Source organism: Metasolibacillus sp. FSL K6-0083 (assembly GCF_038630865.1).
In the GTDB taxonomy this organism is placed as follows: Bacteria; Bacillota; Bacilli; order Bacillales_A; family Planococcaceae; genus Metasolibacillus; species Metasolibacillus fluoroglycofenilyticus.
Genome location: NZ_CP152046.1, coordinates 333,596 through 349,502 on the forward strand (window position 1 = coordinate 333,596; position 15,907 = coordinate 349,502).

Annotated in this window: 13 protein-coding genes; 12 read left to right on the forward strand and 1 reads right to left on the reverse strand. The window is 39.9% G+C overall.

What is annotated here, in order from left to right:
* The first annotated feature begins 8 nt into the window (after positions 1–8).
* The 5 genes from ruvB to MHB51_RS01540 all read left to right on the forward strand — a co-directional run bounded on the left by ruvB (position 9) and on the right by MHB51_RS01540 (position 4,837).
* Positions 9–1,010: a Holliday junction branch migration DNA helicase RuvB gene (gene ruvB / locus MHB51_RS01520; RefSeq protein WP_342558840.1), complete on the forward strand. Its 1,002-nt coding sequence runs from the start codon at positions 9–11 to the stop codon at positions 1,008–1,010.
* A 16-nt stretch (positions 1,011–1,026) separates the two neighbouring features.
* Complete coding sequence (gene queA, locus MHB51_RS01525) at positions 1,027–2,070, forward strand: tRNA preQ1(34) S-adenosylmethionine ribosyltransferase-isomerase QueA (protein WP_066162492.1); 1,044 nt, start codon at positions 1,027–1,029, stop codon at positions 2,068–2,070.
* A gap of 139 nt (positions 2,071–2,209) precedes the next feature.
* Positions 2,210–3,355, forward strand: coding sequence for a tRNA guanosine(34) transglycosylase Tgt (tgt, locus tag MHB51_RS01530; RefSeq protein WP_066162495.1), 1,146 nt, complete (start codon positions 2,210–2,212; stop codon positions 3,353–3,355).
* A gap of 332 nt (positions 3,356–3,687) precedes the next feature.
* Positions 3,688–3,948: a preprotein translocase subunit YajC gene (gene yajC / locus MHB51_RS01535; protein ID WP_066162498.1), complete on the forward strand. Its 261-nt coding sequence runs from the start codon at positions 3,688–3,690 to the stop codon at positions 3,946–3,948.
* 241 nt (positions 3,949–4,189) lie between these two features.
* Positions 4,190–4,837, forward strand: a complete 648-nt coding sequence (locus tag MHB51_RS01540; protein ID WP_066162501.1) for a DUF421 domain-containing protein — start codon at positions 4,190–4,192, stop codon at positions 4,835–4,837.
* Here the strand turns inward: MHB51_RS01540 and MHB51_RS01545 are convergent.
* Positions 4,811–6,304, reverse strand: a complete 1,494-nt coding sequence (locus MHB51_RS01545) for an oligosaccharide flippase family protein (RefSeq protein ID WP_066162505.1) — start codon at positions 6,302–6,304, stop codon at positions 4,811–4,813. The two genes, MHB51_RS01540 and MHB51_RS01545, sit on opposite strands and share 27 nt — an antisense overlap.
* Positions 6,305–6,634: 330 nt before the next feature.
* Between MHB51_RS01545 and MHB51_RS01550 the strand changes: the two genes are divergently transcribed.
* From MHB51_RS01550 to dtd, 7 genes are all read left to right on the forward strand, one after another.
* The gene (locus MHB51_RS01550; protein ID WP_066162507.1) at positions 6,635–6,946 is read left to right on the forward strand and encodes a post-transcriptional regulator; all 312 of its coding nucleotides are present in this window, start codon (positions 6,635–6,637) and stop codon (positions 6,944–6,946) included.
* Positions 6,947–7,274: 328 nt separating this feature from the next.
* Positions 7,275–9,539, forward strand: coding sequence for a protein translocase subunit SecDF (secDF, locus tag MHB51_RS01555; protein WP_066162509.1), 2,265 nt, complete (start codon positions 7,275–7,277; stop codon positions 9,537–9,539).
* Between the two features lie 145 nt (positions 9,540–9,684).
* Entirely contained in the window at positions 9,685–10,041 is a 357-nt protein-coding gene (locus MHB51_RS01560) for a lipopolysaccharide assembly protein LapA domain-containing protein (protein ID WP_066162512.1), read from the forward strand.
* A 109-nt stretch (positions 10,042–10,150) separates the two neighbouring features.
* Positions 10,151–12,475, forward strand: a complete 2,325-nt coding sequence (gene recJ / locus MHB51_RS01565) for a single-stranded-DNA-specific exonuclease RecJ (RefSeq protein WP_342558841.1) — start codon at positions 10,151–10,153, stop codon at positions 12,473–12,475.
* A gap of 13 nt (positions 12,476–12,488) precedes the next feature.
* A complete protein-coding gene (locus MHB51_RS01570; protein ID WP_066162520.1) occupies positions 12,489–13,001 on the forward strand; it encodes an adenine phosphoribosyltransferase in 513 nt (170 codons plus the stop codon).
* A 183-nt stretch (positions 13,002–13,184) separates the two neighbouring features.
* The gene (locus MHB51_RS01575; RefSeq protein ID WP_066162522.1) at positions 13,185–15,377 is read left to right on the forward strand and encodes a bifunctional (p)ppGpp synthetase/guanosine-3',5'-bis(diphosphate) 3'-pyrophosphohydrolase; all 2,193 of its coding nucleotides are present in this window, start codon (positions 13,185–13,187) and stop codon (positions 15,375–15,377) included.
* 21 nt (positions 15,378–15,398) lie between these two features.
* Positions 15,399–15,839, forward strand: coding sequence for a D-aminoacyl-tRNA deacylase (gene dtd / locus MHB51_RS01580; protein WP_066162525.1), 441 nt, complete (start codon positions 15,399–15,401; stop codon positions 15,837–15,839).
* The last annotated feature ends 68 nt before the right edge of the window (positions 15,840–15,907 follow it).

The following is a 15,907-nucleotide window of genomic DNA, read 5'->3' on the forward strand; positions in this document are numbered from 1 at the left end:
AAGAGGGCATGTCAGATCGAGTGATTTCGAGCGAAGCGAATGCGGCAGAGGAACAACTCGAGTATTCTTTACGTCCACAGTTGCTTGCGCAATATATTGGGCAACATCAAGTAAAGGATAACTTGAAAATTTTCATAGAAGCAGCGAAGCAGCGTCAGGAATGCTTAGACCATGTGCTTCTATATGGTCCTCCAGGGCTAGGCAAAACGACGTTAGCAACTGTTATAGCGAATGAAATGGGTGTACAAGTCCGTATGACGAGTGGACCAGCTATTGAACGACCGGGGGATTTAGCGGCTATTGTTAGCAGCTTAGAGCCTGGAGATGTATTATTTATAGATGAAATTCATCGTCTGCCACGCGCAATTGAGGAAGTACTCTATCCTGCAATGGAGGATTTTTGTTTGGATATCGTTGTAGGCAAAGGGCCAGAAGCCCGCTCTATTCGTCTAGAATTGCCACCATTTACGTTAGTAGGTGCAACAACGCGGGCTGGAGCATTATCCGCACCGTTGCGAGACCGCTTTGGGGTGCTACTGCGCCTAGAGTTTTATGATGAGGAATCATTAGCAAAAATTGTGATACGAAGCGGGCAATTGTTTGGGGTAGAGATGGATGAAACAGCAGCATATGAAATAGCTCGTCGCTCAAGAGGTACACCGCGTATCGCCAATCGCCTATTAAAACGTGTGCGCGATTATGCACAGGTTATAGGGAACGGACAAATTTCATTAGTACTTGCACAGCAAGCACTTGAGCTACTGCAAGTAGACCCACTTGGCTTAGATCATATCGACCATAAATTATTAATGGCGATGCTAGAGCGCTTTCGCGGAGGTCCAGTCGGCTTAGATACACTAGCGGCATCGATTGGTGAGGAGCGTGTGACAATAGAGGACGTTTATGAACCATATTTATTGCAAATCGGCTTCGTGCAGCGCACACCTAGAGGGCGTATTGCCACAGCATTAGCATACGAGCATTTTGGCATAACGCCACAACAATCTTAAGTAAAGGGACGTTTTTATGAAAGTAGAAGATTTTGATTTTTATTTACCAGAGCAATTAATCGCCCAAACGCCATTATTAGACCGTACAGCGAGTCGTCTGTTAGTTGTTAACCCCCATTCAAAAGAGCTTGAGCATCACCAATTTGCTCATATTTTAGAAGAGCTCCAAGCAGGTGATTGCCTTGTGTTAAATGATACCCGTGTATTACCTGCTCGTTTAATTGGTGTAAAAGAAGATACGGGTGCTAATATTGAAATACTATTATTAAAGCAAACAAATGAGGATGAATGGGAGACGTTAGTAAAGCCTGCCAAGCGTGTGAAAATTGGTACTGTCATTACATTTGGTGAAGGTTTATTGCACGCGGAATGTGTTGCCGAGCTAGAGCACGGTGGACGCCTATTTCAATTCCAATATGAAGGCATTTTTTACGAAATTTTGGAGCGTTTAGGTGAAATGCCTTTGCCGCCATATATTCGTGAAAAGCTTGATAATCAAGAGCGCTATCAAACAGTCTACGCAAAGGAGCGTGGTTCGGCAGCTGCTCCGACAGCAGGACTGCATTTTACAGAGCAATTGTTAGAGGCAATACGTGCGAAAGGAGTAGAAATTGCCTTCGTTACATTGCATGTAGGCTTGGGGACATTTAGACCAGTAAGTGTGGAATCGATTGAAGACCACGATATGCATGCAGAGTTCTACAGTATATCAGAGCAAACAGCCAGCATCATTAATCGCACAAAAGCAAATGGCGGAAATATCATTGCAGTAGGCACAACCTCTACACGTACTTTAGAAACTGTCGCTTCTAAAAATAATGGGAAAATTATCGCTGAGCAAGGCTGGACGTCCATTTTCATTTATCCAGGCTATGAATTTAAAGCAGTGGACGGGCTTATTACGAATTTTCATTTACCGAAATCTACACTTGTTATGCTTGTTAGTGCTTTAGCAAGTAAAGATAGTATTTTACATGCATATAAAGAGGCGGTAGAAGAAAATTACCGCTTCTTTAGCTTCGGTGATGCAATGTTTATTCGACCAAAAGTGAAACCATAGTAGTAAGGAAGAGCTTAGCGTTTTGTAAAATTGCTATTTACTTAATAGCACGTTACAATAATTTGTTGTGCGTAATACTTTTCGCATAGATGAATTCGAGGTACTGTTTATACCTTTAGAAATGAGAGGGATTTTGTTCATGACACAACCAGCTATACGCTATGAATTAATTAAAACATGTAAGCAAACAGGAGCGCGCTTAGGTATCGTGCATACACCACATGGCTCATTTGAAACGCCTACATTTATGCCAGTTGGGACACAAGCGACTGTAAAAGCAATGTCGCCGGAAGAGTTAAAAGAAATGAATGCAGGCATTATTTTATCTAACACTTATCATTTATGGCTTCGACCAGGTCATGATATTGTAAAAGAAGCAGGTGGACTTCATAAATTTATGAACTGGGATCGCCCAATATTAACAGATTCAGGTGGCTTCCAAGTATTCTCTTTAAGCAAATTCCGTAAAATTGAAGAGGAAGGCGTTTATTTCCGTAATCATTTGAATGGGGATAAGCTTTTTTTAAGCCCTGAAAAAGCGATGGAAATTCAAAATGATTTAGGTTCAGATATTATGATGGCTTTCGATGAGTGTCCACCATATCCAGCAACATATGATTATATGCTAAAATCTGTAGACCGTACTACGCGTTGGGCAAAACGCTGTAAGGAGGCACATCAGCGTCCTGAGGAGCAAGGTTTATTCGGCATCATCCAAGGTGGTGAATATGAGGAATTGCGTCGTCGCTCAGCGGAAGCTTTAGTAGAGCTAGATTTCCCAGGCTATGCAATCGGTGGTTTGTCGGTAGGGGAGCCTAAAGAAGTGATGAACCGCGTACTAGACTTTACCGCACCCTTAATGCCTGAAAATAAACCTCGCTATTTAATGGGGGTTGGCTCACCAGATTCGCTCATTGATGGAGCGATTCGTGGTATTGATATGTTTGACTGTGTATTGCCAACAAGAATTGCGCGTAATGGTACATTAATGACATCAGAAGGTCGCATGGTCATTAAAAATGCCAAATTCGCTCGTGACTTCCGCCCGATTGATGAAAATTGTGATTGCTATACATGTAAAAATTATACACGTGCTTATGTGCGTCATTTATTGCGTACAGAGGAGACATTTGGCTTACGTTTAACTTCATATCATAATTTACGCTTTTTAATTAAATTAATGGAAGATGTTCGCCAAGCCATTCGCGAAGACCGCTTAGGTGACTTTAAAGAAGAATTTTTTGAAAAATATGGCTATAATTTGCCGGATGCTAAAAACTTTTAACATCTTCCAGCAATGTTTTGTACCGAAAGCGTAGCGGCAGGTACAAAAATCTCACATCTATATTGGTGGCGAGATGAATGTGAGTATAAGACCAATTTCAATGGTTGTCGAAACACTCGCTGAATCATAGGAACTCAGTCTAAGAATATCGCATCCAGCAGGTATCAGGGATGCTTGCACAATTCAAAATCCCCACGCAATTACGCTAAGGCATAATTGATTTAGCTAGAAAAATAGTTGAAAATTTAAGAAAAAAAGCGTTTTCTAATCGCTTTTTTATAGTAATGTATAATATACTTAAGAAGTGAGATTTTGAAAGGGGGATAAGCCTAATGGAAACACTATATTCTTTTGCACCAATTATTATTATGTTCGTTGCAATGTGGTTTATTTTAATCCGTCCAGCACAAAAAAGACAAAAAGCGACGGCGGAAATGCAAAACAATATTAAACGCGGTGACCGTGTAGTAACGATTGGCGGCTTACATGGTGAAGTAGACGCGATTGAAGATACAGCAGTATATTTACTCATTGCGGATAATGTACGTGTGAAATTTGAAAGACAAGCAATTGGTCGTGTTCTAGTAGACTAAGTGTGTAAAAGAGATTAGGAAAGTAGATGAATGCTACTTCTGCCTAATCTCTTTTTGTTTGATTAAGCGAATATCAATATTTTGCGGGCGAATCAAAGCTTTTGAACTAGAAAATGGGTATTTGAAAAGTATATACGTATTTGAGGTATATCAAAAGTGAACTAACTGCTTTCATTTTACAAAAACATTTTGTATGAAAAACCCTCATCTTGCTCACAATGAACAAAAAGAGGGGCTACGTATGGAAGAGTACTTATTAATTATAGCGCGGACGTTTTTTCTATATTTTCTTGTACTGTTCGTCTTTCGAGTAATGGGCAAGCGTGAACTAGGTGAGTTAAGCATTTTAGATGTTGCCGTTTACGTCTTAATTGCTGAAGTAGCTGCTTTAGCATTAGAAGATGTCGAAAAACCCTTTCTAAAATCGGTTTTACCAATACTATTGCTTTTTGCAATTCAATATATTAATGCTATTTTTATTTTAAAAAATAAACGTTTGCGCGATGTGATTGACGGAGACCCTACAATTGTTGTAAGAGATGGTGTTATTTTAGAAAACGCGATGGTCAAGCAACGCTATAATTTAGATGATTTATTTCAGCAAATGCGTGAACAGGGCATTAGCTCCGTACAATCGATTTCCTTTGCATTTTTAGAGCAGTCAGGTAAGCTGTCAATTTATATGAAAGATGGTCCCGCTTTTGTTTTACCCATTATTGTCGATGGTTATTTAGATGGAAAGCATCTACGTTTAATTGGTAAAACAGAAGAATGGCTAGAAGATGAGTTGCGTGCACAAGGAATCTACTCGGTCAAGCGTGTTTTTTATGCCTGCTATGAAGATGGTAAATTACATGTACAGCTAAAGTCTCGAAAAAATAGCTCGTAAATAGCGTAAATCCTGCCAGCGAATTTGATTTGTGATAATAAGTAATAACGTAATAAATACTAATGTGATAGCATTATCAATCCAAAAATGACCTGTGAAATGAACGAATGATTGCACAAGGCATACGATGATAAAAGTCACATAAGGTACGACAAAAATTTGAAAGCCTACACCGATTCGTGGATGCTGTCGCAATGTTGCGATATGTAAAAATGATGTAATAAGTACACCAAAGCCAATCGCAATGATTGCTCCTTTTTCCTGAATAAATGGCTGCGAGGCAAGGGCAAATAAAATAAAGAGCTTTGCCAAGCCACCATAGACCGAGTTCATCATGGCTGCACGCGCCTCGTCAACAGCTTGTAAAATAGAATGAAGTGGGCTTTGCACATAATAAAAATAAAAAATGGGTGCTAATATTTTCATAAAACCGCGATTTTCCTCTAAATGAAACAGCTTCATCGCAAGCTCATCTCCGTAAATAAAAAAGTAAGTGGCGGCAAAGCAGCCAATAATGGATGAGAGCCGCAGCGATACTTCAACCCGCTCGGATAATACTTTTGTATTATTGCGAGCCATCGCATCGCTAACAGCTGGAATTAGTACAATTGCTAAAGCATTAGGGATGAATGAAGGAAATAGCAATAATGGAATATGCACACCTGAAATAACTCCGTACAAAGTTGTTGCTGCGGATGCGGCAAGTCCAGAAACGGTTAAAGCCTTTAAAAAAATAATCGGCTCCAAAAACCATGTAAATGTGCCGAACATTTTACTTCCTGCTGAAGGCAAAGCAATGCGAAATAGCGGTGCGGCAGGATAGCTTGTAGCCTTTGTGTTGTATTTTTGCTTAGTATAGTGGAATGCTAAAAATAATAATGAAAAAATTTCTCCAAGCAATGTAATAAACATTGCACCAGCAGCGGTAATACTTGCGTCAGCCGTGACGAAATACGGCAATAGTAACATGACGAGCGCTATGCGCAAAACTTGCTCTAATAGCTGAGCCCAAGCAGTTGGTGTGATTTTGGCTAAACCTTGCAAGTATGCTTTAATTAAACTTGCATAAACGACGATGGGAACAGTAATTAGCGACACCTTTAAAGTAAGGGCGATTGCTTCGTTTTGTAATAATGTGCGTGCGAGCCATGGCAGTGATAAATAAAGAGGTGGTAATAATAATAAAATGGCAATCGTAGAAATAAAAATGGCCTTTGCCATAACAGCTTGTACATCTTCAGTGCGCTTTTTTGCACGAAGCTCCGCCGTCAGTTTAGCGACAGCAATTGGCAAGCCGAGCTGAGCAATCGCAATAAAAAAAATAAATGTCGGATAAGCGGTCATATAAATACCGACAGCTTCTTCTCCAGCAATACGCATAAATTGCATTCGATAAATGAAGCCTAAGCATTTTGAAAGAAAAATGACAAATATTAAAAACATCGTACCTTTTATAAATGATGCCACTGCGCCAATCCCTTCTCATCTTATCTTTTTTGATATACACTATTTGTATGCATGAGCAGTAGTGATTACAACTTTAACTTCTATTAGCTAGTGTCCAGCCAGCCGCTAATAGAGAGGAACTCAGTCTAAGAGCGCCATCACACGCGCAACGACTGGGTGACCAACAGCCTGTTGGGGGATGTCACAGATTTTGAAAAAAGGCCTGCGCGATGCAGGTAGTTAACCGTTATTACGCGATGTGACGGTTTTAGGTTAACTTCCACCACCGAGCTCGAAATAATCTGGACGAGAGTTAGCCGAGGCGAAATTGATAACAGGGGTGAGGAGATTATGGCGATTCGTTATAAACAGCTTTTTGACCATGTGTACGTTGTATTACAAAGTAAAGTAGAAGAGTTTCATTTTCTTCAATATCAAGCGCTGTCAGAGGAAGAGCTTTGGAATTATTGTGTTGACCGAAAATGGCGTAAAAAAGAGATTGAAAGCCTATCAATTTCTGAAGTTGTTGCAACCGTTTTTGATTTAACGCCGTCAGAAGTATTAAATTATCATCGTTTTGTGTCCCACCAAGCACTAGATTTACAAAGTGAGCTAGCTGCTGTGCTATTTAATGTGGAAAATGTGAATACAAAAATAGAATAAAATAACACTTCTATTACTTCTTTATTTTTGCTGCAAAAGAATGCTAGCTAGGCAATCTGCTACTCAATTCATTTTTGAGCGCATTCAATTTGATGCTTTGTTTTTAAATAGAGGTTTGCTGTGCCTGTGAATAAAGGGGAAAATCCTCTATTCAATATTTGACAGCTAGCTAATCGTGTTTCATAATAAGCATATTGTGTGTATTCGTTTTTTAGAATGGGTTTTGTTGGCCGCTTAAGTGGGCCGCTACATAAGTGAACGGAGATATAGCGCATAAGCGCTTTTTCTCATGCACAAATTCGTGCGTCAAGTTAGAGGAGGATTTACAATGAAATTAGTAAACCGTATTATTACCTTTACGCTGATTGTTCTATTACTATTTACAGGTATGGGTACGACGGTTCAAGGAGTTTTAGACAAAGTAAAACTCGGCTTGGATTTACAAGGTGGTTTTGAAGTATTATACGAGGTTGAAACATTAGACGGTTCGAAGGTGACGCCAAGTGTTTTAGCGGATACAAACGCGGCATTAAACCGACGTGTAAACGCATTTGGTGTAAGTGAGCCTTCCATTGCAATTGAGGGAGAAAATCGTATTCGTGTGCAGCTAGCAGGTTTAGACGACCAATCATCGGCTCGCGAGCTACTATCAAGCACGGCGAATTTAACATTCCGTGACGTAGACGACAATCTATTGCTTGATGGAACGGATTTAAAAGAGGGCGGGGCAAATGCCACTTTTGATGACCGAAATCAACCGATTGTTACATTAACATTAAAGGACGCGACAAAATTTGCCGAGGCAACACAGCATGTTTTAGACATGGGACCTGGGAAAAACCTACTTGTCGTATGGTTAGATTTTGAAGAAGGTGTGGACTCTTATGCTGCTGAAGCTGGTAAAGAGGAGCCGAAATTTGCTTCTGCTGCCTCAGTAAGTCAAGTGTTAAATACAACAAATGTAATGATTCAGGGAAGTTTCACAGTAGAGGAAACAAAGTCTCTTGCCTCTGTATTGAATTCAGGTTCTTTGCCTGTTAAATTAACTGAAATTTATTCGACTTCAGTTGGTGCGCAATTCGGTGAGCAAGCACTAACGAGCACTGTATTTGCTGGCGTTATAGGGGTACTGATTATTTTTGTATTCATGCTACTATACTACCGCCTACCAGGAATTATTGCCATAATTACATTAACAGTGTTTACGTACTTAGTTCTTGTTGTTTTCAACGGCATTAATGCGGTACTGACATTACCGGGTATTGCAGCGGTCGTATTAGGAATCGGTATGGCAGTCGATGCGAATATTTTAACAGCCGAGCGCATTCGTGAGGAATTGCGTGTAGGTCATAGTGCAAAAGAAGCGTTTAAGCTTGGTTCAAAGCAATCTTTATCGGCTATTGTCGATGCGCAATTAACAACATTGCTTGTGGCGATTGTATTATTCTATTTTGGTACAAGCTCTGTAAAAGGTTTTGCGACAACATTAATTATTACAATTTTACTAAGCTTCGTAACGGCTGTTTGGGGCTCGCGTATGCTACTTGGTTTACTTGTCAACAGCGGTTATTTCGATAATCCTGTTTGGTATGGTATTGCAAAATCGAAGCAACATAAATTAGAGGAAGGTTTAAAGGCGCTTGATTTAACGACGAAATTCGATCGTTTAGATTTTGTAGGTCATCGCCGTAAATTCTATGCTTTCTCCTTGATTATTTTAGTTGTGGGAGTAGTCATCATCGGCATTTTCCGCTTAAATTTAGGTATTGATTTTTCAAGTGGTACACGTGTGGAAATTTTAGCAGACCGTGAGCTTGTACAAGAGGAAATGATAGACTATTTAGAGGGAATGGGCTTCACAAGTGAAGACGTAATTATTTCTGGTGAAGAGAAGAACATCGCTGTTGCACGTTATAAAGATGAATTTTCTCAGCAGGAAATTTTAGATTTAAAGGCACAGGTAAAGGCAGACTTTAATCATGAGCCTAGCGTGAGTGCCGTTTCTTCAACGGTAGGGAAGGAACTGGTGAAAAACGCGATTAAGGCACTAGTTATTTCAGCGATTGGTATTATTATTTATGTAGCCATTCGCTTTGAATGGCGTATGGGTGTCGGCACAATCATTTCATTATTGCATGACGTATTCTTTATTGTGGCGATTTTCAGTTTATTGCGATTAGAAGTTGAAATTACATTCGTCGCTGCAGTATTAACAATCGTTGGTTATTCGATTAACGATACGATTGTTACGTTTGACCGTATTCGTGAAAACGTTAATCATCAGGAGAAAATTACTACAAAAGAAGAACTTGCGAATATTGTAAATAAATCATTGCGTCAAACGATGGGACGCTCTGTGAATACAGTATTAACGGTTATTATCGTAGTTGTTGCCCTTATTTTCTTAGGTGCACCATCTATTCAAAACTTCTCAATCGCGCTATTAATTGGTCTTGTTACAGGTATGTATTCGTCCATTTGTATCGCTGCACAAATTTGGTATTCATTAAAAGTACGTGAAATGTCGAAAACTGGTGGCGGTGTCGTGAAAAAAGAGAAAAAACAATGGGGTACAGACGAACCGGTTGTTTAAATTAAAATGAGGCTGCCTAACTAGGTAGCCTCATTTTGCATATGCAATGATTGCTCCATTTTCGTTTCTCTTTTTCTTTGATTTACTCAAGCTCAATTACACGATAAAATATAGCTAGACATAAAAAATAGGGAGGCGTTTATTGATGAAAACACAATGGACATTATTAATCGGCTTAGTTTTTGCTATTATTATCGCAATATTTGCTGTTGTAAACGTAGACCAAGTACCAGTGAATTATATTTTCGGTGAGGCCCATTGGCCACTTATATTAGTTATTTTAGGCTCAGCTTTTATTGGTGCGGTTAGTTCAATATCTTTTATTGCCTTTAATTTATTTCGTATGAATCGTCAAATTAAGCATTTAGCGAAAGATTTACAGCAAAGAGATGAAAAAATCGGGCAATTAGAGCAGGAGTTAACTACTAAAAACGAACAATTAGTCGTACAGCAAACGAAGTTGCTAAATAACACACAAGAAAGCTTGCAAGAGGAAAAGTGATAAATGTAAAAGGAAAGGCTGTTTGAAAAGTGGTGCGCTAGCCTGCTTTCTAAACAGCCTTTTTTTCTTGAATACTGTTATAATAATATCGTTAAAGGAAGTGAATGACATGATAAGTATGAATAAAAAATGGATTATCCAGCACCCTAATGAGCAAAGTGTGCAACATTTGCAGCAACAATTAAAGCTTTCGCCAATCGCAGCCAAAATTTTAGTAGCACGGGGCTGTCAAACGGTTGAGCAGGCACAAAAAATATTAACAATGGATGAACAAGCACTACATGACCCGTTTTTATTACATAATATGGACAAAGCAGTGAAGCGGATTGAGCAAGCTCTTGAAGCAGGAGAAAAAGTGTTAATTTACGGAGATTATGATGCGGACGGCATTACGAGCACAGCCATTATGCTCCATACTTTATTAGACTTAGGGGCAAATGTGGATTTTGTTATCCCCAACCGCTTTACGCATGGCTATGGTCCGCACGAGCAATTATTTCGCGATGCATATGAACAAGGGGTTCAATTAATTATTACGGTGGATAATGGCATTAGTGGGATAGGACCGATACGTCTTGCCAAGGAGCTTGGGATGGATGTAATTGTTACCGACCACCACGAGGCAGGGGAGGAGCTACCGCCAGCAGATATTATTATTCATCCACGTGTACCAGAAGGGCATTATCCTTTTGGAGAGCTTGCAGGTGCTGGAGTGGCATTTAAAATAGCACATGCATTATACGGTGAGATACCAACGCATTTATATGAGCTTGTTGCGATAGGGACGATTGCGGATTTAGTGCCTCTGGTAGATGAAAACCGTTATATTGTACAGCAGGGTATCAAATATTTACGCCAGTCTCAAAGTCCATGGGTGCAAGCTTTTTGTAAAGTAGCAAGCGCGACGCAGTCGGAAATTAATGAGGAAACAATTGGCTTTTACTTCGGCCCTCGTTTAAATGCCATTGGTCGCTTAGGCGATGCAATGCCGGGAGTGCATTTTATAATGAGCGAGGATAGTTCAACGGCAAAGGAATTAGCCGAGCTACTGAATGCTAAAAATGCTGAGCGTAAAAATATTGTTGCAATGATTACGGAGCAAGCGGAAGCAATGATTGAGGCTGATGATGAATTAAAAAATGCCCATGTTTTAGTCGTTGCACATGAAGGTTGGAATCCTGGTGTTGTTGGAATTGTTGCCTCTAGGCTCGTAGAAAAATATTACCGCCCGACAATAGTTTTATCACTTGATGCAGCAAATGGAGTGGCAAAAGGCTCAGCGCGCAGTATTGAAGGCTTCCATTTGTTCAATGAGCTCGCGAAAAATAGAGATATATTGCCGCATTTTGGTGGACATCCGATGGCAGCAGGGATGACGCTAGCTATAGAACATGTTGGACAATTGCAGGAGCGCTTAAATAAGCAGGCACAAAGCTGTTTAACTGCTGAGCAACTCATACCTCAGCTAACGATAGATGTTCCTGTTGAATTAAGTGAAGTGACTGTTGAGGCGATTGAGGAAATTCAGCAGCTAGGTCCTTTCGGTGTCGATTTTGCGAAGCCTGTTTTTGCACTTGAACAAGTGAAAGTAAGTGCTATGCGGAAAATTGGAGCGAATGAAAATCATTTAAAATTAGAACTAGACGATGGTTATTGTACAATCGATGCCATTGGTTTTAATAAAGGCTATTTATTTAATGATATATCCTACGGTGTTGCACTATCCTTTGTCGGTGATTTGCAAATTAATGAATGGCAAAATCGTAAAAAGCCGCAGTTTATGGTACAGGATGTGCAATCAAATGAATGGCAATTATTTGATTTGCGTGGTAAAAAGCAGGCGGCGAGTTGGGTGTCAACCATTCCGAAAGAAGATACGTTATTTGTTGTTTTCGACGAGCAGCTTGTGCCGCATTTTGAACAGCAGCTACAATTGCCTGTAACGCTTGCAGAGCAAGTAGAAAAGAGTGATAAGCGCTATGTTGCGGTGCTTGATTTACCTCCTAGTGAAGTGCATTTTACAAAAATGCTGCAAAGGGTGCAGCCACAGCGCATCTATGCTCATTTTTATACAGCTACCTCACATTATTTTAGCGGCATGCCGACACGTCAGCATTTTAGCTGGTATTATAGCTTTTTAAAGAAACGCCCAAGCTTTTCTTTGCAGCAGCATATCGAGCCACTAGCGCAGCATATTGGGTTAAATGTGGATGTAATTAATTTTATGACAAAGGTGTTTTTTGAGCTAGGATTTGTTACAATAGAGGGTAGTCTGACGACAGTTGTAGAAAATGCGCCAAAACAGGCGTTAGAAGAGGCTCCGTCATACAAGGTACGTTCAGCACAAATACAGTTAGAGCAAAAGCTACTATACGCTACTTATAGTGAGCTGAAGCAGTGGTTAGATAAGCAAATGATGCAAGTGGATTCCTAAGGAGGAGTAATAAATGGATTTAAAGCAATACGTAACAACGGTAGAGAATTGGCCGAAGGAAGGAATTAGTTTTAAAGATATTACAACAATTATGGACAACGGTCAAGCCTACAAATATGCAACAGATCAAATTGTTACATATGCGAAAGAGCTCGGCGCAGAAATTATTGTAGGTCCAGAAGCGCGCGGCTTTATTATTGGCTGCCCAGTAGCCTATGCGCTAGAAATCGGCTTTGCCCCTGTTCGTAAGCCAGGTAAATTACCACGTGAAGTAGTGAGCGTTGATTATGGCTTAGAATATGGCAAAGATACGTTAACAATGCACCGCGATGCGATTAAACCAGGACAAAAAGTAATGATTTGTGATGATTTATTAGCAACCGGTGGAACGATAGAGGCGACAATTCGCTTAGTCAAAGAACTAGGTGGAATTGTAGTCGGATGCGCATTTTTAATTGAGCTGTCTGACTTGAATGGACGCGACAAAATCGGTAACTACCCAATTAAAACATTAATTCAATATTAAGAATAAGGCTGTGTGAAAGATAGGCGAATGCGTCACTTTTCACACAGTCATTGTTGTTTTTTGAAACATTTAACCACTTTTACGACAACTAAATGATAACGTGTCTTTACAACATATACATATTTTTTATAAAATTGAGTTTATACATGAATCGTGAAAATATAGGGACAAGGTGGATATGCAATGGCGAAAGAACAAATTTTAGCGCCCGAAGATGTTTTCGAGCTCGTTAAATCATATATGAATAATGAACACGTTGACTTTGTAAAGAAGGCGTATGAGGTTGCGAAGGAAGCGCATAAAGAGCAGTTTCGTAGCTCAGGTGAACCATACATTATTCACCCTGTACAAGTAGCAGGAATATTAGCTGAGCTACAAATGGACCCGGCGACGGTAGCGGCAGGCTTTTTGCACGATGTCGTAGAAGATACTGCATTGACTCGTGAGGATATAGTGCGTGAATTTAATGAGGAAGTAGCAATGCTTGTAGATGGTGTAACAAAGCTAGGAAAAATTAAATATATGTCGAAGGAAGAGCAGCAGGCTGAAAATCATCGTAAAATGTTTGTCGCGATGGCACAGGATATTCGCGTTATTTTAATTAAACTAGCAGACCGCCTACATAATATGCGCACATTAAAGCATTTACCTTCAGAAAAGCAACGACGTATTTCAAATGAAACGCTTGAAATTTTTGCACCTCTCGCTCATCGTTTAGGAATTTCGACAGTGAAGTGGGAGTTAGAGGATACGGCGTTACGCTATTTGAACCCACAGCAGTATTATCGCATCGTTAGCTTAATGAAGAGGAAGCGCGATGAGCGCGAAGCATATTTGGATAATGTAATGGATGAAATTAAATCACAGCTTGATGAGATAGAAATCGATGCGGATATTTATGGACGACCAAAGCATATTTACAGCATTTATCGTAAAATGGCAATGCAAAAAAAGCAATTTAATGAGATTTATGATTTATTGGCTGTTCGTATTATGGTAGATAGCATTAAAGACTGTTATGCGGTGCTTGGCATTGTTCATACACTTTGGAAGCCGATGCCAGGTCGCTTTAAAGACTATATTGCAATGCCAAAGCAAAACCTATATCAATCCTTGCATACGACTGTTATCGGGCCATATGGTGACCCTTTAGAAGTGCAAATTCGTACGAAAGATATGCATAAAATTGCTGAATACGGGATTGCGGCGCACTGGGCCTATAAAGAAGGGAAGGCAGTGGAACGCAGCAAGGAAAGCATCGACCAAAAACTGAGCTGGTTCCGTGAAATTTTAGAATTCCAAAATGAATCATCCAACGCTGAGGAGTTTATGGAATCATTAAAATTTGATTTATTTTCGGATATGGTTTATGTCTTTACACCAAAGGGCGATGTAATTGAATTGCCAGCGGGCTCTGTGCCTATAGATTTTGCTTACCGTGTGCACTCAGAAGTCGGCAATAAAACAATTGGGGCTAAAGTCAATGGCAAGATGGTTCCACTCGATACACCGCTAAAAACGGGGGATATTATTGAGGTGCTGACATCTAAGCAATCATTTGGACCTAGCCGTGACTGGATTAAAATTGCTCAAAGTTCGCAGGCGAAAAACAAAATTAAACAATATTTTAAGAAAAATCTGCGTGAAGATAGCGTAATCAAAGGGAAAGAGCTAATTGAAAAAGAAATTAAGGCGCAAGAATTTGAGGCTAAAGAGGTTTTAACTCAGGAAAACATTAAGCGCGTAATTGAAAAATTCAACTATACGCATGAGGAAGACTTGTATGCGGCTATCGGTGTAGGAGGAATAACCGCACAGCAAGTAGTAAATCGCCTAGCGGAAAAAATGCGCAAAGAGCGTGAGCAAGAGGAAGCGCTCGAAAAAATTGTGAAGGAAATGCAAAAGCCTAAGCCAAAGCGCACAACAGAATCGGGTGTCGCTGTAAAAGGCATTGATAATTTACTTATTCGTCTATCACGCTGCTGTACACCTGTCCCGGGCGATGAGATTGTCGGCTTCATTACGAAAGGGCGCGGTGTTTCTGTGCATAGAGCAGACTGTCCAAATATTCAAGATGACGACAAAGAGCGTTTAATCGCTGTTGAATGGGAAGTAGGAACAGCAACAGAGCGCAAACAATATCCTGTTGATATTGAAATTTCAGCATATGACCGTCATGGTATTTTAAATGATGTTATGCAAGTGGTGAGCGAATCTAAAACGAATATTTTAGCAGTTGCTGGACGCGCGGATAGAGAAAAAATGGCAACCTTGCAGCTAACAATTGCGATTACAAATATCGGAGAATTAACTAAAGTAGTCGAAAAAATTAAGCAATTACCTGATGTTTATTCGGTGCAACGTGTTATTAACTAAAGTAGTAAAAGAGGTAATCCTATGAAAGTCGTGCTCCAACGAGCGAAAAATGCTTCCGTTACAGTGAATGGTACGATAACGGGAGCAATTGATAAAGGCTATGTCTTACTAGTCGGTATTACACATGCAGATACGCTAGAAGATGTTCAATACGTAGCGAAAAAAGTGGCAGAATTACGTCTTTATGAAGATGAAAACGGCAAAATGAACCATTCGATTTTAGAAGTTGGTGGAGCTATTTTATCCATTTCACAATTTACCTTGTATGCCGACGTGAAAAGGGGACGCCGTCCAAGCTTTACAGATGCGGCACGTCCTGATTTTGCGCAAACGCTCTGGCAAGCATTTAACAAAGAGCTAGGCACATATGGTCTACAAGTAGAAACAGGTATTTTTGGGGCAATGATGGATGTTTCCTTAATTAATGATGGACCTGTGACGATTATTGTGGAGTCGAAGTGAGGAAAGGGACTTTCTAAAAAGTAACTTTTAAAAGAGCATGGATTTTTTCTAAATCATAAATACCTTCA

Excerpts from the sequence above, each read along its gene's own strand:
- MHB51_RS01540 (WP_066162501.1), top strand. The coding sequence starts at position 4,190 with ATGGAAGAGTACTTATTAATTATAGCGCGGACGTTTTTTCTATATTTT.
- MHB51_RS01575 (WP_066162522.1), top strand. The coding sequence starts at position 13,185 with ATGGCGAAAGAACAAATTTTAGCGCCCGAAGATGTTTTCGAGCTCGTT.
- MHB51_RS01560 (WP_066162512.1), top strand. The coding sequence starts at position 9,685 with ATGAAAACACAATGGACATTATTAATCGGCTTAGTTTTTGCTATTATT.
- yajC (WP_066162498.1), top strand. The coding sequence starts at position 3,688 with ATGGAAACACTATATTCTTTTGCACCAATTATTATTATGTTCGTTGCA.
- dtd (WP_066162525.1), top strand. The coding sequence starts at position 15,399 with ATGAAAGTCGTGCTCCAACGAGCGAAAAATGCTTCCGTTACAGTGAAT.
- ruvB (WP_342558840.1), top strand. The coding sequence starts at position 9 with ATGTCAGATCGAGTGATTTCGAGCGAAGCGAATGCGGCAGAGGAACAA.
- recJ (WP_342558841.1), top strand. The coding sequence starts at position 10,151 with ATGATAAGTATGAATAAAAAATGGATTATCCAGCACCCTAATGAGCAA.
- MHB51_RS01550 (WP_066162507.1), top strand. The coding sequence starts at position 6,635 with ATGGCGATTCGTTATAAACAGCTTTTTGACCATGTGTACGTTGTATTA.
- tgt (WP_066162495.1), top strand. The coding sequence starts at position 2,210 with ATGACACAACCAGCTATACGCTATGAATTAATTAAAACATGTAAGCAA.
- queA (WP_066162492.1), top strand. The coding sequence starts at position 1,027 with ATGAAAGTAGAAGATTTTGATTTTTATTTACCAGAGCAATTAATCGCC.
- MHB51_RS01570 (WP_066162520.1), top strand. The coding sequence starts at position 12,489 with ATGGATTTAAAGCAATACGTAACAACGGTAGAGAATTGGCCGAAGGAA.
- secDF (WP_066162509.1), top strand. The coding sequence starts at position 7,275 with ATGAAATTAGTAAACCGTATTATTACCTTTACGCTGATTGTTCTATTA.